Origin of the sequence: Candidatus Cryosericum odellii (assembly GCF_003570935.1) — a bacterium.
Taxonomy (GTDB): Bacteria; Caldisericota; Caldisericia; order Cryosericales; family Cryosericaceae; genus Cryosericum; species Cryosericum odellii.
The window spans coordinates 14,630-35,531 of the sequence record NZ_QXIU01000091.1; the positions used below are offsets into that span (position 1 = coordinate 14,630).

Sequence of the window (20,902 nt, forward strand, 5' to 3'; positions counted from 1 at the left end):
ATCCGACTTTGAGACGGTTCTCGAACTGACGGGGGCGCGATCCTGGCACGGGCCTACCAGCGGGGAAAAGCGGGCGAAGCCGGGCGCATCCAACCTGGCTGGTTGTGTTGAACTAACTCTTGGACTCGTCACGGGCAGTGGTTGCTCATTGGCCGCACCTGGATACGGTTCTGGTCATGGTACAGAGGTGTAGCCAGACACTACGGCATGAGAAGGCTTTGGCAATAGGAAAGGCCACAGGGCAGGTGCACAGGAATCAGCACCGAGGGGCTGAACGTGTGTTGTAGTTGGTGCGCCTGGCGAGGGCGATGAGTCGATGCGTAGTTGCCTGTTGCCTCACTAGTAAACCTACTCAAACGGGGAGTCGTTGACGCGGACCGGAACCCGATACACACTATGGCATTGATGTTCCTAATGAAGGAACGACTTCTGCGACTGGGACAAGAAGATGTGTGTCAATGTGCTCCAGCCATCCATGGCCCTCCTGGAAAGAGTCTGGTCAGGGAGCAGGATCCAGAAGAGATACCATGCTCCCCCTGGCCCCCCTGTACGGGCTCCTGCAGGCCCCCGAGGTCAGTGATCAGGCAAAGGCACGGTTTCCCTTGGGAAGACCAGCCAAGATACCTCCCTCGGAGCTGTGACACGCCGGACCATTTCGCTATGGTTCTTGATGATGCAATGGTTCACGCGTTCACGATGATTCTTAGGCGATGCAATACGGCACTATCATCTAGGATATTTGGCATACTTACCGACAAGAGCTAATATTTCAAGGTGATGATTACTTCCTAGTTGAACATATGGTTCATTTCTTTCTCCTAAAACTATAGGTTCCATAGGCACTGGTTGCGCCAAATCACCGTTGCTTATGCCATCCTCTAGTAAGACCGTTTCCCGGTAACCCTCTTTAAAGGCAATAGCCGTAACCGTGCCTCTGGGAGCTATCCCAACTGTGTCTTGATATTTCCTATCTACTGGGACAGTTATGCTTTCTTGAGCTTCGCCTTGGCTGTTGGTAAGTATTCTTGCAATTACTTCACCGTCTGATCCAATTAGCAATATAGTAACTCCCGGAACAGGAACATAAGCAACCGGGATGCCTTGTGGCTTATTATTGAAAGTACGGAACACAACATTCCTAATTGTTACAGTTTCTGGTTTAGATCCACTCTTACCGGCATCTCGATATACACCATTGCTGCACCCTGTCAAAAGAAATGCAAGAACCAAACACGATAGAAGAATAATCTTCGCGTGTTTCATCTGTTACTCCTTTCTTCTGTCAAAGTTGCTCCCATCACTGGCTCAGATGCTACCAACAAGCCGAACCTTTCAGCTAATCCCTACCCCTCTGCGTGCATTCACCTCACCTCTATAACGCAATGGTGTCGTTTTTACTGACAGGGTATCCAGAAATAGTTCAGCGCTGCCGACCCCCGGCAGCGCTGAAGGAGGCAATACGTATAAGGGTCAGGAGTGGGGCATCAGTGGTGTGATACGTCATTCCCGCGCATACAGGAATCCAATCCTACTGTTGTCTGCAGGCATGACCTCGCAGGTGGTGCTTCAGGGAATGCGCAGCTCTCCTGTGGCCACCACGACCGTTTCACCTGCGATAAGCACGCGGTCGCCCGCGAGGCGTACCTTCAGGATGCCCCCGCGTGAGGACGCCTGGTAGGCGAAGAAGTCGGTCTTGCCGAGCACATTGCTCCAGTAAGGAGCCAAGGCCGCGTGGGCAGACCCCGTGACCGGGTCCTCGAAGATGCCGTCGGCGGGCGCGAAAAAGCGGGACGTGAAGTCATATGGCGCATCACCCGCTCCCGTGACGATGATGCCGGGCAGGTCGATTGCCATCGTGGCTGCACGGTCGGGTGTCAGGGCCCGCACGGCTGCTGCCGACCCAAGGTCGAGCAGCCAGTAGTCGTGATCGTTGATACCGCTCCAACGGGGTGCCGTTTTGATTCTCAGGGCGTCGAGGACCGCTTCGGGGACGGGCGCAGGCGTGGGAGGCAGCGATGGGAAGTCGAGCTCGATCTGGTCCTCCTGGTACCGGGCGGAAAGGTCCCCGCTCAAGCTGCGGAAGTAGACTTCGTCGTCCGTCACGATACCGGCCTCGCGCAGCGCGCGGGCAGTAGCAAGGGTCCCGTGGCCGCACAGTGGCACTTCCACTGTCGGCGTGAACCACCGCAGTCGCCAGGCGTCGTTCTCCCACAGGACAAACGCTGTCTCCGACAGGTTCATCTCTCGTGCGATGGACGCCATGACCTCATCCGTCAGCGGCTCTTGCAGGAGGCACACTGCTGCCGGATTCCCTGCAAATAACCTATCGGTAAACGCATCGATGATGTAGTATTTCATGTCAATATTCTATAATGAGAAGCCTCGTTGCGCAATGTCAGTGTTCCTGAAACACAATAACAATGCCTCTGTGAGGTTGTCCTGGAGCCACAGCTCAACTCACCTGCCGTCCCAGTCTGCGCTGACGAGTTTGTCCAGCTGCTCCGGATTGTCTACGCACTTCCTGCTACTTCCCGTGGCTCTTCTTGGCCTTCCTTGCCACAGAAAGTGCAATTGCTACAGCCTGTTTCTGAGGACGGCCGGCCTTGAGTTCGGTCTTGATGTTCTCCCCAATCGTCTTTTTGCCATACCCCTTCTTCAATGGCATGTCAAACCTCCTCTTCGGGCCCTTTGGCCAGAATTACCGCAGGCGGCAGACGTCATCCTCGCGCAACTGCCGTGCTGCAGCCAGCTCAGCCTTCTTCTCGGTGTAGATCTGTTTTGCCTTCGGATTAGTCTCGACAAGTCTTCTGATTTCCTGCCGATATGCTTCAGTGTCGGCTGTCATTTCACGAATTCTCTTCATATTTTTCCTCCTTCAAGAAATACAGAATACGGCTCAGACGTTGTAGGCGTCAAAAGACGATGCAATCAAGCGCCTCCAGGTACTAGGTGGAGTCAGCGCTCATGGCGTGTAGTTTCATACCGACGCCGGTAACGTCTCACTCCTTCACATGCATACGTCGCTTAGGGTCATTCGGATTGCGCCAATCGATGTAGGGCCCGTCATAATCCAGGAGTCGCAGAAAAACGCGATCGACCAGGGACTGCATAAAGAAGTATGCTTGCTTGTTCCCCGCCGAGCCTTGAGCGAAAGGACAGGGCTTTCCTGGTGGCCGTGTTGTCGAGAGAAACTGCCCAGTGTGTGCCAGAGAATTGCGACAACAAGCAAAGAGCTCAGCATCGCCCATAGCGTTTTTGCTACTTCTGACTACGTTTAGGTCGATACCCTTGAACAGCTGATCAAGGATATCTTTAAAGGGTGCATTATTGAGTTCTTTCACTCTTCCCGCTATTCGCCTTGCAGTTTTTGGCTTCAGATTCTTGGCAGTTAGGCAGCCTTCGACGACAGTCTCCAGATCCTGGAGGCAGTTCTGAAAGTCGTCCGGGGGCATTATCGTCTCGTATCCCTCCAGTCGCTTGGCACGCAGGTAGGCATGAGCGAGCATCTCCATTGCTACAGTTAGTTTGAGAGCGGACATCTCCAAATACTCTTGGCCAAGTACTCCGAGCTTTGCTTCGAGATATGTATCCAAGGAGCCCCTATCGAGCATGTACTCCGACGATTTTTCCAGATACGCTGGGAACGTCGTTTCAGCGAACACCCGAGTCGGTTCTGCATCCTCGGGGTTGTCGCTCAGTAGTGGCAAGCTATGGTAGTTCCGTGTGACGTTGTTTGAGTGTACATGAGCCACGGGATTTCCCGTGCTGTCCAGCGATACCTTGTAGATCCATGCGATGTGGGTGCCGCGTGCCACAGACAACACTCGGCAGAGAACATCTGCAATACGGTCGCAGTCGTCGCCAGTTATCTCCGAAAGACTCAAGTCGACCACGAGTTCAGCCGTTACTTGGATTCCCCCAACGGCATGGAGCGTCTTTCGAGCAGAGGAGTAACTGGGTATCTTACAGATGTATCCTACCGCGGGCTTTCCCAGGTAGTCGAGTTTCAGACGAAGAACTCTCTGTCTGTCTCGAGGCTCCGAATCGCAGGCCTCCGTCCCGTCGAATAGGAAGTTCGTGAGGCCATAGCGCACACCTGTAATGGCTGGTGGCTCTGTAACGGTCAACCTAATCTCACTCGCAAGTACGATGGTCCGAAGCGCGGACTCATCTGACTGCAGTGACTGCTGAGAGATTGTGTACAATCGGTCGTTCGTCTCGAGATACAACCCAGACGTTGTTAGCCCGGAAAAACTCCTCAGAGGCGAGAAAAGATTGGCGAAGACATAGGCACTCATGCTTTCGTCATAGCAAATCACAATGTTCCCATTGTGCGCCTGGCCAATCCAGAAGCGGGCATCCTCCGAAAGACGATCGTCTGCAAATGTGAACCTGCCGACACCAGAGTATTCGGCGATGAAAGGGCCCCGAGTTTGAACTTCGTCTGGCGTTGTCATGAGCACCCCGAGGCCACCATGTCAGAACTCCTGTCATTTAGCCCATAGAGGCGGAAGACGAGGGAGTCGATGGCGCGGTCGAGGGCGGCGATCTGGAGCTGAAGGCCGGACTTCTCGCGGTCGGTTCCGGTGGTGGCGAGCTGACCGTGAAGTGCCAACATCTGGTCGACGAGGCGGACCATCTCATCATGCATCGCCTTGTCAGCGGGATTCGTGAAGTCGATGGGACGCAGGGGGAACGGGTTGAGATACGCTGTCTTCATGCGGAAGTACCCACCACGAAGAGCGGTTCCTGTCTCATGCAGAAAGTACGTTAACAGGGGTGAATTCAGTATTCCGAGCAGATACCGTTGGTCCAGTGCAGTACCTGCCTTAGGAGTGATTGCGTAGCACGTGTCCAGGAGCCAGCGGCTCTCCGTGTCCAGACAACAGGTACCTGCTCGCGCCACGTCGGGGAATACAATCTTGCTCTTTCCGTCCATGCGCTCCATGTTCTGTGGCCGCCCGTAACAATGCCAGCCCATTCCCTTGAACCTTCCGTGCTCGCGTTGTTCCAGCTGTGACTTGCATGCACGCAGATAGCCGAGCGTCAATGGCGCGACAGTAGCTATTCTGCTCTCCGGGACCAAGACGTAGTGCCCGTTCACCGCCTCGTATGGAACCAGTAGAAGCACGTCACGGGTGACAATCTCATACCTGCCGATGCTGCGGCCACGGAGGGCAGGCTTCAGGAATGTTGGCTCCAGCGTAACTTCTTTCTGAAGATACTCAGACCAGGCGTGCACATTTGTTGCGTCACGTGTCAACTCCTTGAGTACGAAGACACGATCGGCATCTGTGCCAGTTCCCTTGAATACGTCTGCAACATTTTCCAGTGCTGGCCACTTGTACAGCGATGCGAGCACGCTGTCGCCTGATGACGCAAAGTTCCACGGGGCACTGGTCAGAGATGAGGAAGCGGCTGTTGATGCCTGCCACTGGTCAGGAACCTGTTCCGGCAGCGGCGTTCCGGCCAACTTGCTGGTAACGGGTCCCGTAAAACGCTGTATGGCTGCCTGGTCGACACCATCGTGGTTGAGGAACAGCAGGCACGTATAGGTTGTAGCCGTCGCGAAGACCTGCAGAGCCCCAAAATGCACAAGGCATTCCAGATGTCGCCCGTCTGCAATGAGCTGTCTCAGGTTGGCGCCTACCCGCGAGTTGAGGAACTTGTTGGGCAGGATGTACCCCAGCCGCCCTCCTGCGCACAACAGGCTCAGACCCTTCTCCACGAACACGAGATAGATGTCCCATTCACGATCGGCTGCTGTGGCGTAGTGCGTTCGACAGAATTGCCACTGTGCGACATTGTCTTCTTTGAGGTGAATGCTGCGCACATACGGCGGGTTGCCCAGCACGACGTCGAAACCACCGTGGGTGTCAAAGACCTGCTTGAAACCGTCGGGGCCCTTCCAGTCGAAGGCGTTGATGCGGTAGCGCGTGTCGTCGTCGACAAAGAGGCTCTCGGGCTTGTCACTGTAGAAGTCGGGGCCGATGAGGGAGTTGCCGCATTTGATGTTGGTCTCCAGCTTGGGGAGCAGGCGCTGGCGGCCACCCCTGGTGAACAGCTCGGCGGTTTCGGAGGTCTCGCCCTCCAGTAGCCGCAGGGTCAGCGACAGCTTGGCGATCTCGACCGCCTGGTCGTCGATGTCCACGCCGTAGATATTGTTGGTCAGGATGCGGCGCTTCTCGTCAATGGTCAGGCGATAGTCTCCTGCGCGCGGCTCGATGATACAGTGGTCTTTGAGTGCTTTGACGCGGTGCGTCTCCTGGGCGTACCAGTCCAGGTGCCAGCTGAGCAGCTTGTCGTATGCTCCCAGCAGGAAGCTGCCGGAACCGCAGGCGGGGTCGAGGATATGCAGTTGCTCGACCTTGGCAGGTGTCGTCTCCTTGAGCGCCTCCCCGACCGTATGGTCCACGATGTACTCCACGATGTCTCTGGGGGTGTAGTAGACGCCGCCGGCTTTCTTGACTTCGGGCTTCTCCTCTACCTTGACGTGGTGCTCGGCCGTGAGGCGGATGGTCTTGCCCAGGAACTGCTCATAGATGTTGCCCAGGATGGCGACGTCCAGCACCGAGAACTCGTAGGGGCTCTGCGGGTAGTAGACGCTGCGGACGATGTCCTTGATGATGTTGTCGTCGACCGTCAGGCCCGGCGTCAGCGTGTCCTCGGCGAAGTTGAAGAGTCCGCCGTTGTACCGCGCGTCGGCCTGGGTAAAGAGCTGCAGCAGGCGCGTGTACTGGTTTGCGCCGTTGAGCAGGGAGTGCAGTGTGCCATAGGTATCGATGCCACGGTCCTCGGCGATGCGCAGGAATACGATGCGGTCGATCGTCTTCTGGACGGCGAAGTTGAGCTGATGCAGCGGAAGGTTACGGTTGCGCAGCGCGATGTTGCGCGCCAGCTTCTCGCGCCACTGGTCGATGAGGTTCAGGAACTCCTTGTCGACTTCGCTGGTGCCCCGCTTGCTGCGCGTGTCCTCCACGTATTTGTCGAAGGCGCCGTGAAGGATGGCTTCACGTGAGAATTTATCGGTGAGGAACGCCCACTTCTCGGGATAGTCCTCAAAGGTGAAGTACTGGATACGCGCCACGGAGGCGCTGTCATTTGGGCTGGGCTTGATGCGCGTGTCGTAGACGGCGAATTCCTGGAAATCCGTCAGGATGGACAGCGGCAATTTGGCCGAGTATGCGTAGCGGCGCAGCTGATAGGCAGGACTGGGGTCGTTGCGCAGATCGACTGATGGTTTCTTGGCCTCCACGAAGAACTTGCGGACACCGCCGATGCGGAAGCAGTAATCAGGGGCTTTGGTGCCACCCTCGATGCTGACCTTGTCTTCGCGGATGACTTCGCGGTACTGCTCGGCATAGCTGGCCGTGTTGGCGACGTCCCAGCCCAGCAGCTTAAACAGGGGATCGATGAAGTCAGTACGTGTGTTGGCTTCATCATATGAGACACCCCTGTACTGCTCCAGGTGTTCCTTGAAGCGATCGATCAGCTGAACCAGTTCGTCCGGCAGGTTCTCCATGAAGCCTCCTCGTTTAGTATAGTACACAAAACGAGGGACATACAACCTGGAACAGATCTGCGGGCAAGCCAGCCGTCCAGCCGATTAGCAAAAACATCACTAACGCGTTACACTCACAGTGGAGGGTATGATCTCCGCTGCGATGCCGCAACGATACGGCGCGCTGACGGCGCTGGTGACCGGGTTCCAGTCCACCATCAGGTCAAGGAACGGGGGACAGGAAATGGACACGAACAAACAGGACCGCAAGTATTCCAGCCTTAAAGTCATTCTGCCGATTGTTATTGTGCTGGTTTTACTGTTTTCGTCTTTTGCCGTGTACCAGGTGATCAGAACACGTGCTGGCAAGGACGAGAAGGTTGTAGCGCTCATCCCCTACCGAAAGGGTGATAAATGGGGATTCTGCAATCGAGACCGAAAAATGGTCATCCCCACTGTTTATGACAGTGTAGATCTCTTCAGCGAGGGTCTTGCGCCCGTCCACCTCAACAGTAAATGTGGCTACATCGACACCAAAGGGACCATGGTCATACCGGCAGTCTATGACAGTGTAGATCCCTTCATCAAGGGTCTTGCATCCGTCCACCTCAACGGCAAATGGGGCTACATCGACACCAAAGGGACCATGGTGATACCTGCTGCCTATGACAACGTACTTCTCTTCAGCGATGGTCTTGCATCCGTCCACCTCAACGGCAAATGGGGCTACATCGACACCAAGGGGAAGATGGTCATCCCCACTGTTTATGACAGTGTAGGTCCCTTCATCGATGGTCTTGCGCCCGTCCACCTCAACAGCAAATGTGGCTTCGTCGACACCAAAGGGACCATGGTGATACCGGCAGTCTATGACGACGGAGGTCCCTTCATCGATGGTCTTGCACTTGTTGTACTCGACGGCAAATGGGGCTTCGTCGACACCAAAGGGACCATGGTGATACCGGCAGTCTATGACGACGGAAGTTCCTTCAGCGAGGGTCTTGCGCCCGTTAGACTCAACGGCAAATGGGGCTACATCGACACCAAAGGGACCATGGTGATACCGGCAGTCTATGATTGGGCAAATCCCTTCAGCGAGGGTCTTGCGCAAGTCCAACTCAACGGCAAACAGGGACTCAACGGCAAATGGGGCTACATCGACACCAAAGACACACGGTACTGGGAAGACTGACAGAACGAGGGGAGGATCTCCGCTGCGACGCTGCACTGATACGGCGCGCTGACGGCTCTGGTGACCGGGTTCCTGTCCACCAACCTTGTTGAAAGCACGTGTTGGAGGTACATGGCATGAAAACACCTAATATACGACACTGTTCACCTGCTACCGGCATGATGATTCTTTTGTTGTGTCTTGCCTTGAGTTTCTCGGGCGCAGTGGCTGGTGCCCCTGCTGTGCAAGCGGCAGGTACGTACAACTGGACGCAACTGCCACTGTGCGGTGGCAACATCTTGTCACTTGCCGTCGATCCCAAGACTCCTGCCATTCTGTACGCAGGCACGCAAGATGGCGTCTACCGTTCTGCAAACAGCGGTGCCACGTGGGCAGCGGCAACGGCAGCGACTTCTCCCAGAGATGTCCTCGCACTTGCCATTGGCCCAGAGGCTCCAACGACGCTCTATGCTGGCACGTTGGAGGAGGGAGTCTTTCGCTCTCGGGACAGCGGGGCTACATGGATACTGGTCAACGCGGGGCTTGGCACTGCCGTTGTTGGTGCCCTTGTTATCGACCGCGTGACTCCCACGACACTCTATGCCTGCAGCAACCGCGGAGTTTTCCGCTCGACGGATAGCGGGGACCACTGGGTAGAGGCAGACACCGGTATTACCGCCGGGCCTTCAGCCGGCACTGGTGTTTCCATCCAAAGGGTCGCCTCTCTTGTCATTGACCCTCTTACTCCCTCTACGCTGTATGCGGGCAGTTACTATGGCGTCTTTCGCTCCAGTGACAGCGGAAACCATTGGACCGAGGTAGATACTGGTATTGCAGGGGTTTCAGAGGACGATGGGGCGCTCCACCGGAATGTCACTTCCCTCGCTGCCGACCCAAAGGCACCGACTGTCCTGTATGCCAGCACTGATGGCGGCGGCGTCTTCTGTTCTACGGACAAGGGTGACCATTGGACCCTGATGAATACCGGCCTCTCTGATCTGCACGCTGGTTCTCTCGTCATCAGTTCCGTCGCTCCTGCAACTCTCACTGTCGCTACTGACAGCGGGATCTTCCGTTTGGTCAGGGGCGGTGCCACGTGGACTATGGCAAACGTTGGTATCACAAATCACACGCTGGCTCTTGCTGTTGATCCGCAAACGCCGGGTGTCGTCTATGCCGGCACTGATGGAGCCGGTGTCTTCCGCTCAGCGGACGCTGGGGATCACTGGACTGCCGTGAACACGGGTCTTCCCTATGTTCATGTCACATCTCTTGCCGTGGACCCTGCGTCCAAGGGTACCATCTATGCAGGGACCGACAGTGGTGTTTTCCGCTCGAGAGATAGCGGCGCCACATGGACGGCGGCCAACGCCGGCATCACGGAATGGGGTGTCAACTGCCTCGTCATTGACCCGCATACTCCTGCTACCCTGTATGTCGGTACACACAACGGCGTCTACCGTTCTGATGACGCAGGAGACCATTGGGCAGCCGCAAACACGGGGATCACAAAGACGCGAATTGCCGTTCTTGCCATCGACCCGCACACGTCGACGACGTTGTACGCCGGTACCAACCTCGGGGTCTTCCGTTCTACGGACAGCGGTGCGACCTGGACCGCGATAGACGCAGGTCTGCCGGTACATACAGATGTTTGGTCCCTTGCGATTGATTCTGCAAACCCCGCTGCCCTCTATGTCAGCATCTGGACCATGGTTGCTACTTCTAGCGACATCTTTCACTACCCAGACTCAGTTTTTCGCTCCACTGATGCGGGTGACCATTGGAACGCGGTGAACGTGGGTGTCACAAATGAGGACGTTGAGTCGTTTGCCATTGATCCGGTTGTGCCTGCCAACTTGTATGCCGGTACCATGCATGGTTCCGTTTGTCGCTCCACGGATGGCGGAGCCGCGTGGACGGTTGAAGGCATTGTCCCCTCCTATGGGGAGGTGCAAGTTCTTGTCGTCGATCCACATGCGAATGGCACGGTGTATGCTGGCACCAGCGTTGGTGTGTTCCGCTCAGTGGATGCTGGAGTAACGTGGAGTGCCATGAGTACGGGCCTTTCGTCAAAATATGTGACAGAGCTAGCCGCTGATCGGCTGACGGCTGGCGTTCTGTACGCCGCGACCGATGACGGCATCTTGCGATATCAGGCTGTCTCTTCTCCGAAGAGTGTCATTCAACTGAAGATTGGCAGCACGACAATGCACGTGGATGCGAAAGTAGTGCCACTGGAGGCAGCGCCCATCATAGTGAACTCACGTACTCTCGTTCCTCTCCGCGCCCTGATCGAGACGCTTGGTGGCAGGGTCGTCTGGAGTCCGTCTGCAAGAACAGTAGACATGTTCCTGGGAGAACACTCTGTGGACGTTGCTGTCGGGGGCAATATCGGATACGTCGATGACAAAGCAATTGCCATTGATCCTGCAAACCCGAAGGTTGTGCCCGTGATCATCAACAACAGGACCTTCCTTCCTCTCCGGTTTGTTGCTGAAGCACTTGCACTGGATGTCCAATGGGATGCGACTACTCAGACAATAACGATAATATATGCACCGTAGCAGAAGAAGAGACATGAACAAACAATCATGGAAGCGTACATGGGTCATCACAGGACTGCTCATACTGGTACTGCTTGGTACGGTTGCGGTGGGTCTGTTCAGCAACATCGGAGGTCGGACCGCATCGGCGTCTGACAGCATAACAACATCAGACACACTCAACAAGAACTTCGTTGACGTGAACGGTCTCTTGAAAATGCCTTCCAAGGTTACAACCATGTACTCTACTGTGAATATCAACAGCGAAGACGGTGGTGCTACGTTCCTGGACGGCATTTTGTACACGTTCTCGGATTACTACAATGGCCAGAGCGGAGTGCTGATGCAGGCATGGGACCAGGAAACTGGAAAAAAGCTCTGGTCGCTTGGCATACAAGATTGGTCCATATCCCTCGCATCAGATGGAAAGCACGTCTTCTTCTATGACCAAGGAGTTCTTAGCTGCTTGGACAAGAGGACGGGGGCCATAGTCTGGAAAGGTGTCCCGCAAGTAGCATCTCCTTTCCTTTTTGGAGCTAATCGCAACATCACCGCACACATCAATGAGAAGACTCATGCGGCGGATATGCTCTACGTCATTGGCTGGGAATATGAGTCCATACCTCCTCAAATACAGTACGAGGGCAAGTGGATCACACCGATCAACAAGCAGGCAATAGCGCAAAAGGTGCGGAACCCTGGCATCTGGATTCTGGACGCAAACACTGGCAAATTGTTGAGCCGTCTTGATTTGCCCACTCTCACGTTTTCTTCCTATGGTCGCAGTGGAGAGCTTTTGTGCGATGGTAATACACTCTACGCCGGCATCCCCGAATCCACAGAATCCGAATACCCAGCCCAGAAGTCCAGTCTGATCGCTTTTGACCTCCGGACGAAGAAATTGTTATGGAAGAAGAGCGTCGATGGCGAGTGCTCGCAACTCGTCAAGCAAGGCAACAAGCTGATCTTCCTGCGCAACTCCGAGTGGATCGATGTATGGCAGGTCGGTACGTCGTCGAATCTCGTGAAACGACTCTGGACCCACGATTCAACTGCAGGACAATGGAACAGCTTCGCCGTCGACAGCAGTCATCTCTACTTTCCGTGCGGGGACGGGAAACTCATTGTTTTTGACCTCGACACAGGTAAGGAAGCTTGGAGACAACAGTTCTCGTCGTACAAGACAGGGGAAATAGACGACCCCACCAAGTTACGTGACCTATACCCCATCATGACGCTGACGATGACCCGGGACCTTCTCTATGTTCAGGACGGAGGCGGTCTGGTAGCCGGCTTCGATCCCGCCAGTGGCAAAAGACTTTGGAGTAAGCGTATCTCCACGGTGATATTTGGTCAGATATTCTATCGCAACTGGTTCATATTGAGACCCGTCGACAAAGGGTTCCTTGTTCTCTTCGACAACGGAAGAGTCGACCTCTGGAAATAGGTGGACACGATGAGAATTCCAGGCAGACAACTACAAAAGAGTCCCTATGCAGTTGCAGCGCTGCTCGTTCTGATGCTGCTCGCTACGACCCTGACAGGATGCCAGAACCGAGCAGCGACGGGGACCGTCAACAGCACTTCTGCCGACGTTGACGGAATGCTTGCAGCGCCCGCCGGCATTGCCGCGTCTTATCTCACTGGACAGAAACTGTATCTGAGCGATTCCAACTGCCTTGGCATGCCACAATTCCTGGATGGGACACTGTACACTTTCTCTCATGATGCGACCTATCACTATATGCAGATGATAGCGTGGGAGCAGGCCACAGGGAAGAAGCTTTGGTCAACAAGTATAAGCGACGGCTACTACGTAGAACCACTGGTATCCGATGGAAAGCATCTGTTCTTTCTTAATCACAGCACGCTGACATGTCTGGATAGAACAACCGGGGCGACTGTCTGGAAGAACCCTGCAAGCGCTGCTTCGCCTTTCCCTTTCTTGGCACTAAGCGGCATTTCCATGCACATAAACACGCAGACCCATCTAGCGGACCGTCTCTACCTTCTTGGTGAAGAAGTCCGCTATATTTACTCAGATTCAGTAGTCGAAGAAAAGGGTCGGCAAGGCGTCTGGATCTTCGACGCAGCTACCGGGAAATCACTGGGACGTATCGACTGGCCTGCACTCACCCTGTCTGCAAACAGCGGGCAGTTGCTGTGCGACGGTGAAACGTTGTATGCGAGTATCCCTGAGCTTGATGGTTCTACATCGATATCTGCCAAATCGAAGTACCCTGCTCAGAAGTCTTCTCTTGCAGCTTTTGACGTCAATACGAACAAGATGCTGTGGAAAGAGAGCGTTGACGGCGAGGCTGCGAATCTCGTTAAGCAAGGCAGCACGCTCGTCTTCATTCGCAGCGCTGCGTACGCCGATGATTGGCTTGACGTATGGAAGATCGGCTGGACATCACGTTCAGCAAAGCGGCTTTGGACACGCAAGGTTGAGACGGTACTAGTTGAGACGACACCCGAAAAGTGGCCGATTACTTCCTTCGCTGTTGACAGTAAACACGTCTACCTTCAAGGCAACAAGGGAGCGCTCACAGCTCTCGACTTTGCTACTGGCAAGGAAATCTGGAAACGGCAGTTCGCATCATCCAGAACCGGGCTGGTGGGTGCGCTGGTGAACACGATGGATTATGGGAAGATGATTGATCTGAATCCTGACATGATCCTGACAACGGCAGGAAGTGTCTTGTATGTTCAGGACGGTGGGGGACTTGTGGCAGCTCTTGACCAAGCTACCGGCAAAGAACTGTGGAACAAGCGCATTTCGAAGGTCGTGTGGTACCCATCCGAAGAAGGCAAAGATGGCCTGTTTGTGCTGCAGTTTGTCGACAAAGGGTTCTATGTCATCTTCTCTGACGGCAAGGTCGATCTGTGGAAATAGAGGGGCGCAACAATGGCTACTAATAGTGGAAACAATAGCATACGTGTGTATTACACGGACAAGCCGTCGCCTCGCTATCCTTCAGGTCGCGTTTTCTTGATATTGTTGTCAGTAGCTACAATCATCGGGCTCGTAGGGATTGTCTATATGAACTGGTCGGGTTCGCCAATTGACACATTCATCATCATGTTGTTTACGCCGATAATTGCAGTCTTTCTGTATGAACTAGTCTCTGAGCTTGTGATTCTTCGCCTGCTGCCTCACATGCACTACGAGCTTCGGGATGACGCGCTGTGCCTCATTCTTGGTGCACAATGGCATACCAAGATTCCATATGACAACATCGCAAGTGCCATTCGCAAAGACCTCAAGAACGACATGTTCTCAAGCTGCGGATTTCCAAAGGCCGGCGCTCTTGATCTCATCTACGCCGACGAAGGCAGTATCAGTATGTATTCCACCCGTCTATACAAAGATGTTATCATGATCACGACCAGGTCTGGGGTGAAGTATGGAATCTCTCCCGCAGACTCGGACGGCTTTCTGAAAGAATTGGGACAGATTCTGGACAACCAGAGAACGGTGCGCTGACGGCGTGGGTGACCGGGTTCCAGTCCGTGCCTCTTGTTGAAGGCACATGTTGGAGGTATGAAACATGAAAACAACGAAATCAGGATCCTCATCAAGGATTGCCGCATTTATGAGCATCCTGGTTGCAGTACTTCTGGCGGCAACCGGCTGTGCACCAAGAGTTGTAGGTACAAGGCATGTTCCGGATGGAAATGATATGGCCACAATGATCAAAAATGGGGAAATCCCGTATAAGAATGATGTTCCTCCCATCGCTCTTACGGGAGCAGGCACATATATTGCAAACTTTTCAGCTACTTTGAAGGTAACTGGTGTTGTGAACACCAGAATGGTAATGGGAGAGACTACTTCCCTCGTATCTTCTGATGGGAGAGAACCGCGTCATGTATTTGTAGTCTTTTATCTCTGTCAACCGCTTTCGGCAAAGGCAGACAAGTTCTCTGACGGTACCATTGTCTACGGGGGCACTGGATATCCCAAGATCATTGAAGGAAAAACCTATACGGTTTCAGGAATTCTTCAACCTCACTGGCAGGGGAATCCTCTTGTTTATGTTCCTACTGCAAATGAGTTCAAGCAAACTACAGGAAGCGAATCTTTTGTCGACGTTCCAAAAGACGCGCTTGAGCTTGAAGTACCTGCCATGCCCTCTCCTGAACAGGTGGTGAGAGACTACTTCAAGTATTGGAATGCCAAGAATCTTGTTGAAATGGAAAAGCGCCTGACTCCAGACAAGAGAGGTATAGCGCAGCACCTTGACGCACTAGCGTATGTGAAGATTCTAAGTATCAGTGAGAGACTACCCAGAACAACGGGGACAAAGGTATTTGAGGTGGTTTTCGACCTCAAATTCAAGAACGCTTCCTACGGTGCAACAGGCATAAACGACGGCAAAAACGTCTGGGGCTTCTTTCTCAAAAGAGACAATGAAACGTCACCATGGTTGATCTATGACTGGGGCGGTGGGGGATATTAATGAGCGATCAGGAAGACCCGATGAGAACCACTCTCAAACCGGTGCACCCTTGGACGACCCCGGATGAGCAGAAATCACCCAAGCTTTCTTCAAGGCGAGGTACCCTTTGGTTAATTGTCCTTGTACCATGGATAGCGGCACATGTGCTGCTGTTCCGGTCATTATACAGGGAGCAGACAGTCACAACAGCAGATGCGAGCTCGCACATTCCCATGGGATTGCCGTTTCCTTTCCTGTATCAGGATCAGGCGTGGTACTATGCGGATAAAGTCCCTATGAGAACCCATTTCCTTTCTCCTTACGACTTTGTCACCCATATGATCTGGCCCAACTACTTTCTTGATCTCGCCTTGGTCTGGGGAAGCCTTCTCCTGATCACATGGCTGATCCTGTGGGTGATACGAAAGGTAAGAAGAGCATAGCGGGCAGGTTCATGAAAAGAAGCTGCGCGCTGACGGCTCTGGTGACCGGGTTCCTGTCCACCATTGGATCAAGAAGGGAAGACGGAGGGCAAGAGATGAACACGAACAAACAACCACAGAAGCGTCGTACCGCTCGCATAATCACAGTCGTGCTTCTTGTGGTGGTAGTTGGCCTCATGTGGCTAGGATCGAACAGTCACCTCTACCCTGGCGAAGCGGTCTCTAATTCGCTATTTCTCTGGATGATTCATACGCGTGTCTCTCGGTCTCAAGCCATTGCCATTGCGAAGGATTCACTAGCAAACCCCAAGTTGTCATCCTTCTCTGTGCCATTCAGTAAAGGATATCTGCGTTTGACAGCAGATCGTTGCACTACCCTTCTTGTCAGACTAACTCCACCAGATGGTTTTATGCCGGATACGGACCACTACATGTGGGATATTTTACTGCCCGCAGAAGTAGTAACAGCTTACAGCCCTCACAAATTTACAGGCGTTGTCCATGTGTATATTGGCGCTGACTCCGGGCGAACTGCGGCTTACGTCCACGATAGCGTGATTGACCAATGGAGGATTGTGTACGGTTATCCGCCAGCGTCTCTTCAGTCTCCGTTCTCGTTCTAGGCTAACCGGACGCTGAACGGGGTCAGGTCTACATATTTTGCAGGACAGCTCATGTCAGATGGAAGAGCCCATGGCTGTGCACTTGGAATGAAGAATTAAGGTCTCGGTATATGTGTCAAAGTTCTGGCAGACGTAGTAAGGTCTTGGTAGATGCATTGAGGTTCTGGTATTCCGGGCCTTCTGTCCTGCCGATTAGCAAAAACATCACCACCGCGTTATATTTGTAGTGGAGGACACGATGTCCGCTGCGACGCTGCACTGATACGGCGCGCTGACGGCTCTGGTGACCGGGTTCCAGTCCACCATCAGGTCAAGGAATGGGGGCAAGAAATGGACACGAACAAACAACTACAGAAGCGTCCATGGATCATCGCAGGGTTGCTCATACTGACACTGCTCAGTACGGCCATGACAGGATGCCGGGACCAGGCAACGTCTGGCACTGTCAATAGCACCCTTGTCGATGTCAACGGTCTCCTCATGGCACCCACAAAGGTCGCCGCATCATACGCCACTGAAAATCTGAACCTGGGCAATGACAGTTGTGCCGGCACGCCACAGTTCCTGGATGGTACGTTGTATACCTTCTCGTACCATGACGACTTGACTCAATGGACGACGGCATGGGATCAGGCAACGGGGAAGAAGCTTTGGTCAGTGCTGACGAATGCATCTGTGTCTATGCAGCCGTATGCGACATTCACGACGGATGGGAAGCACCTGTTCTTTGTCCGCACGGACCTGTTCAAGTCGGGCGAGCCCGGCATTGTTGCGTCTATCGCGTGTCTCGACAAGACGACTGGGGCAACCGTCTGGAAAAGTACTCCAACAGTCACGTCACCTTTTGTCTTTGGAGTTCGCAGCAACATTGTCGTGCATATCAATGAGCAGAGCCATACAGCAGATCGCGTCTACGTTATTGGTGAAGAAGAACGAACGTCAACCTCGGTGCCCACTACAGAGGAAGTGCACTACCCAGGGATATGGATCTGGGATGCGGCCACTGGTGCATCGCTTGATCGTATCGACTGGACTGCACTGCCCATTCACTCAGAGACATCTGGACAGTTGCTGTGCGATGGCGCGACGTTGTATGCCGGTATTCTCGAATCCGTGTCTCCAACATCACGCTCCGCTCTTATAGCTTTCAATTGCGATACGAACAAGACGCTATGGACAGAACACGTCAATGGAGAGGCCACGGATCTTATCAAGCAGGGCGATACGCTGTCAGTCTTATTGTCCAATAGCAAGCAAGAACGGTCGATCGACGTGTGGAAGATGCGTACAGGATTGTTCGACAAGACAGAACGGCTCTGGACGCGTCAGATTGACACAAATCCGGGCCACTTCGCTGTCGATAAAGCGAATGTCTACCTTCAAGGCAGCAACGGAGTGCTCATGGCTCTTGACCTTGCCACTGGTAAGGAAGCCTGGAGACATCAGTTCGCATCCTACAAGACACCCATCACAGACGGTCCCAATATGGGAAAGTTATATGATCTGTACCCAGACATGACACTGACAACAACAAGAGATGTCCTGTACGTTCAGGATGGTGGAGGGCTTGTGGCAGCTCTTGACCCTGCTACGGGTAAGGAATTGTGGAACAAGCGCATCTCTCAGGTTGTCTGGAATCAGACTTCTGTCGACAACACGTTTGTGTTTCAACCCGTCGACAAAGGCTTCTTTGTCATTGCTTCAGATGGCAAAGTCGATCTGTGGCAGTGAAGGAAGTGCATAGCATGAAAACAACGACATCGCGATTCCGTCCAGTAATGGCCATATTCACGAGCATCCTGCTCGCCGTAGTTCTTGTGCCAACAGGTTGTGCTCCAAAAGTTGTCCCAGTAGAAGGTCCGCAGATCAGCATGATGCTGGAAACCAATTTCACATCGTCAGAATACGACGCAGGATCACTTCTCCTGTGGAACATTGGGCAAAACACACTGCATATCTCTGGCACATCCGTTGTCCACGTGAGCGAGATCGATTACGGGGGTCTTCCGCTATTCTGGCAACCTGGTTCACCGGTTCGAGTCGTTCAACAATGGGGCATCCCGAGCAAGAAAGCCCTCATAACGGCAACCTCAAAAGACATCAGGATGCTCGTTCCACCTGTGGGAATGCAATCTGCTCCAACCACGGGAGGTTTATTCACGCGATGGTACGTACCGGAGAAAGATGCCTTCGTCGTTGTGCCACTTGAGGTCAGTGCTTCTTCCTCTCAGAAGACTGTCATGACGGTAACAGAGCAGGGCGTTGCCTCCGGTTCCAAGTCGCAGTTACTGACAGTTCCCGTTCCTTCCGGACTGGCGCAGATAGATGTGTTGTATGGCAGTGGCAGTACCAGCAACGGATTTGTTCTGGTTGAGGCGCGGGACAACGTCGTGACGAATGCGGCAGACTCCCTGTGGCTTCTCCACATGAACAATCGGACGGGATCGTGGGTACGGTGCGGTAATCTGTCCGCATTTGGTGGAAGCCTCATTCCGGACCAGAGCCCGAGCTTTGCACGGGTTGGAACGCTACTCTATTTCACTCACAGCCACACGAAAATCGGTTGCATCGACACAACAGTGGTCTCGCCATCAGTGATGCTGCCAGAAGAGATTAACACGCTTCTTGTAAGACTCTTCAAGGAAGGACCACAGAACGCAGAGGGGCCGTTGCAGGCACAGTTAGCAAGCAGCAGTGATACACTAATTGTCTCGTACCCAGACGTTCACGGGAATCCTGTGTACTATGATGTGGACATTTCGGGAACAGTGCTTGGAAGTCTCAGAGCCGACAAGACTTCAGTGAGTAGCTTTGACGCAAACGGGAAGCAGGGTTCCTCCCTCAAAACGCCAGGATCTCCAGGATATGTCTCCTTTCCTTCCTACGACCTCTTTCAAGGGAACATCTTCTAGGTTTCCGGCAAATTGGAGGCATAATCAATGAAAACTAATTTACGATTCTTTTTTCTAATGAACACATTCCTGAGCATCCTGCTTGCGGTGGTTTTAGTAACAACGGGTTGTACCCCGAAAGTTGTCCCGGTGGAAGGACCGCAGATCACTATGATGGTGGAAACCAATTTCACATCGTCGGAATATGATGCAGGTTCACTTCTCCTGTGGAATATTGGACAAAACACACTACAAACCTCTGGCACATCTGTTGTCCACGTGATCGATCTTGATAACGGGGGCCTTCCGCTGTACTGGCAACTTAGTTCACCCGTTCGAGTCGTTCAACAATGGAACTACCTGAGCAAGAAACCTCTCATAACAACGATATCCAAGGATGTAAATCTTCTGACTCTTCCCGAGGGAATGCAGTATTTATCAACCAAAGACAGTGAAATCAGACGATGGTATGCTTCAGATGAGAATGCTTTTGTGGCCGTTCCCCTGGAACTAGACGCTCTGCTAAATGAAACGCTGGATGGCAAAACTCTTACCATTACAGAGCAAAGCATTTCTTCTGGTTCCAAGGCGCAAACACTAACTGTCCCTGTCCCCTCCAGCCTGACGCAGATAGTCGTGGTGTATGGAAGCGGCAGCATCAACAATGGGCTTGTTCTTGTTGAGGCAGGAGACAAGGTGGTGAAGAATATGTCTGATGGCATATGGCTTCTTCGTATGAGCGATGGGAAAGCGACGTGGATACGATGCGGCAACAGGGATGCATTTACTGAAGGTTTCATCTCGGGTCAGTGGGCAAGCTTTGCTCGTGTTGGGTCGCTCCTCTACTTCACCCATAGCCATAATGGACAAATTGGCTGCATCGATACGGCAGCGGCCTTGCCCTCAATAACATTGCCAGAGAATATCAATACGCTCCTTGCCAAGCTTTACAGTAACGGGCCGACAAATACTGAGGGGCCACTTCAGGCACAGTTGGCCAGCGACAATGGCACGTTGATCATTGAATATCCCGCTGCCAATTGGAATGGCGGGTATGACTACGCAGTGGACACATCCGGAACAATCCTTGGAAGTCTGTATGTGAACAAGATTTCGATAGTGAGTTTTGACGCGAAGGGCAAGCAGGGCTCCTCGATTCCTACACCAGGGAGTATTTCCTTTCCTTCCATCGACCTCTTTCAATAGGATGTTTCATAGACATCACGCACAACGAAGGAAATTGGAGGGCAAGAAATGAAAATAAACAAATTGATTGCAATTATCA

General features: G+C 53.4%; 16 protein-coding genes. 10 read left to right on the top strand and 6 right to left on the bottom strand.

Annotated elements, in window-relative coordinates:
- Positions 1–726: 726 nt before the first annotated feature.
- The 6 genes from SMC5_RS10425 to SMC5_RS03610 all read right to left on the bottom strand — a co-directional run bounded on the left by SMC5_RS10425 (position 727) and on the right by SMC5_RS03610 (position 7,522).
- Positions 727–1,263 (bottom strand): hypothetical protein, encoded by a 537-nt coding sequence (locus SMC5_RS10425; protein ID WP_126854928.1) that lies wholly within the window; start codon positions 1,261–1,263, stop codon positions 727–729.
- 303 nt (positions 1,264–1,566) lie between these two features.
- Entirely contained in the window at positions 1,567–2,358 is a 792-nt protein-coding gene (locus SMC5_RS03600) for a PhzF family phenazine biosynthesis protein (RefSeq protein ID WP_119119627.1), read from the bottom strand.
- 166 nt (positions 2,359–2,524) lie between these two features.
- Positions 2,525–2,665, bottom strand: a complete 141-nt coding sequence (locus SMC5_RS10635; protein ID WP_165846216.1) for a hypothetical protein — start codon at positions 2,663–2,665, stop codon at positions 2,525–2,527.
- Between the two features lie 33 nt (positions 2,666–2,698).
- The gene (locus SMC5_RS10640; RefSeq protein WP_165846217.1) at positions 2,699–2,863 is read right to left on the bottom strand and encodes a hypothetical protein; all 165 of its coding nucleotides are present in this window, start codon (positions 2,861–2,863) and stop codon (positions 2,699–2,701) included.
- A 136-nt stretch (positions 2,864–2,999) separates the two neighbouring features.
- Entirely contained in the window at positions 3,000–4,457 is a 1,458-nt protein-coding gene (locus SMC5_RS03605) for a hypothetical protein (RefSeq protein WP_119119628.1), read from the bottom strand.
- Positions 4,454–7,522 carry an Eco57I restriction-modification methylase domain-containing protein gene (locus tag SMC5_RS03610; protein WP_119119629.1) on the bottom strand — a complete coding sequence of 1,023 codons (3,069 nt, stop codon included), beginning with the start codon at positions 7,520–7,522 and terminating at the stop codon, positions 4,454–4,456. The genes SMC5_RS03605 and SMC5_RS03610 overlap by 4 nt, the downstream gene beginning before the upstream one ends.
- 127 nt (positions 7,523–7,649) lie before the next feature.
- Between SMC5_RS03610 and SMC5_RS03615 the strand changes: the two genes are divergently transcribed.
- From SMC5_RS03615 to SMC5_RS03665, 10 genes are all read left to right on the top strand, one after another.
- A complete protein-coding gene (locus tag SMC5_RS03615) occupies positions 7,650–8,693 on the top strand; it encodes a WG repeat-containing protein (protein WP_119119630.1) in 1,044 nt (347 codons plus the stop codon).
- A gap of 116 nt (positions 8,694–8,809) precedes the next feature.
- Complete coding sequence (locus tag SMC5_RS03620; RefSeq protein WP_119119631.1) at positions 8,810–11,239, top strand: VPS10 domain-containing protein; 2,430 nt, start codon at positions 8,810–8,812, stop codon at positions 11,237–11,239.
- Positions 11,240–11,252: 13 nt separating this feature from the next.
- The gene (locus SMC5_RS03625) at positions 11,253–12,665 is read left to right on the top strand and encodes an outer membrane protein assembly factor BamB family protein (RefSeq protein ID WP_165846372.1); all 1,413 of its coding nucleotides are present in this window, start codon (positions 11,253–11,255) and stop codon (positions 12,663–12,665) included.
- A gap of 9 nt (positions 12,666–12,674) precedes the next feature.
- Positions 12,675–14,114, top strand: coding sequence for an outer membrane protein assembly factor BamB family protein (locus SMC5_RS03630; protein WP_119119633.1), 1,440 nt, complete (start codon positions 12,675–12,677; stop codon positions 14,112–14,114).
- Positions 14,115–14,261: 147 nt separating this feature from the next.
- Positions 14,262–14,705: a PH domain-containing protein gene (locus SMC5_RS03635; RefSeq protein WP_207799031.1), complete on the top strand. Its 444-nt coding sequence runs from the start codon at positions 14,262–14,264 to the stop codon at positions 14,703–14,705.
- Between the two features lie 64 nt (positions 14,706–14,769).
- Positions 14,770–15,681, top strand: a complete 912-nt coding sequence (locus tag SMC5_RS03640) for a DUF4829 domain-containing protein (RefSeq protein WP_119119635.1) — start codon at positions 14,770–14,772, stop codon at positions 15,679–15,681.
- Positions 15,681–16,103, top strand: a complete 423-nt coding sequence (locus SMC5_RS03645; RefSeq protein ID WP_119119636.1) for a hypothetical protein — start codon at positions 15,681–15,683, stop codon at positions 16,101–16,103. Before SMC5_RS03640 ends, SMC5_RS03645 begins: the two co-directional genes overlap by 1 nt.
- Positions 16,104–17,056: 953 nt before the next feature.
- Positions 17,057–18,457, top strand: a complete 1,401-nt coding sequence (locus tag SMC5_RS03655; RefSeq protein WP_119119638.1) for an outer membrane protein assembly factor BamB family protein — start codon at positions 17,057–17,059, stop codon at positions 18,455–18,457.
- Between the two features lie 14 nt (positions 18,458–18,471).
- Entirely contained in the window at positions 18,472–19,638 is a 1,167-nt protein-coding gene (locus tag SMC5_RS03660; protein WP_119119639.1) for a hypothetical protein, read from the top strand.
- Positions 19,639–19,665: 27 nt separating this feature from the next.
- Positions 19,666–20,823, top strand: a complete 1,158-nt coding sequence (locus SMC5_RS03665) for a hypothetical protein (RefSeq protein ID WP_126854929.1) — start codon at positions 19,666–19,668, stop codon at positions 20,821–20,823.
- The last annotated feature ends 79 nt before the right edge of the window (positions 20,824–20,902 follow it).

Excerpts from the sequence above, each read along its gene's own strand:
- SMC5_RS10425 (WP_126854928.1), bottom strand. The coding sequence starts at position 1,263 with ATGAAACACGCGAAGATTATTCTTCTATCGTGTTTGGTTCTTGCATTT.
- SMC5_RS03600 (WP_119119627.1), bottom strand. The coding sequence starts at position 2,358 with ATGAAATACTACATCATCGATGCGTTTACCGATAGGTTATTTGCAGGG.
- SMC5_RS10635 (WP_165846216.1), bottom strand. The coding sequence starts at position 2,665 with ATGCCATTGAAGAAGGGGTATGGCAAAAAGACGATTGGGGAGAACATC.
- SMC5_RS10640 (WP_165846217.1), bottom strand. The coding sequence starts at position 2,863 with ATGAAGAGAATTCGTGAAATGACAGCCGACACTGAAGCATATCGGCAG.
- SMC5_RS03605 (WP_119119628.1), bottom strand. The coding sequence starts at position 4,457 with ATGACAACGCCAGACGAAGTTCAAACTCGGGGCCCTTTCATCGCCGAA.
- SMC5_RS03610 (WP_119119629.1), bottom strand. The coding sequence starts at position 7,522 with ATGGAGAACCTGCCGGACGAACTGGTTCAGCTGATCGATCGCTTCAAG.
- SMC5_RS03615 (WP_119119630.1), top strand. The coding sequence starts at position 7,650 with ATGATCTCCGCTGCGATGCCGCAACGATACGGCGCGCTGACGGCGCTG.
- SMC5_RS03620 (WP_119119631.1), top strand. The coding sequence starts at position 8,810 with ATGAAAACACCTAATATACGACACTGTTCACCTGCTACCGGCATGATG.
- SMC5_RS03625 (WP_165846372.1), top strand. The coding sequence starts at position 11,253 with ATGAACAAACAATCATGGAAGCGTACATGGGTCATCACAGGACTGCTC.
- SMC5_RS03630 (WP_119119633.1), top strand. The coding sequence starts at position 12,675 with ATGAGAATTCCAGGCAGACAACTACAAAAGAGTCCCTATGCAGTTGCA.
- SMC5_RS03635 (WP_207799031.1), top strand. The coding sequence starts at position 14,262 with ATGAACTGGTCGGGTTCGCCAATTGACACATTCATCATCATGTTGTTT.
- SMC5_RS03640 (WP_119119635.1), top strand. The coding sequence starts at position 14,770 with ATGAAAACAACGAAATCAGGATCCTCATCAAGGATTGCCGCATTTATG.
- SMC5_RS03645 (WP_119119636.1), top strand. The coding sequence starts at position 15,681 with ATGAGCGATCAGGAAGACCCGATGAGAACCACTCTCAAACCGGTGCAC.
- SMC5_RS03655 (WP_119119638.1), top strand. The coding sequence starts at position 17,057 with ATGGACACGAACAAACAACTACAGAAGCGTCCATGGATCATCGCAGGG.
- SMC5_RS03660 (WP_119119639.1), top strand. The coding sequence starts at position 18,472 with ATGAAAACAACGACATCGCGATTCCGTCCAGTAATGGCCATATTCACG.
- SMC5_RS03665 (WP_126854929.1), top strand. The coding sequence starts at position 19,666 with ATGAAAACTAATTTACGATTCTTTTTTCTAATGAACACATTCCTGAGC.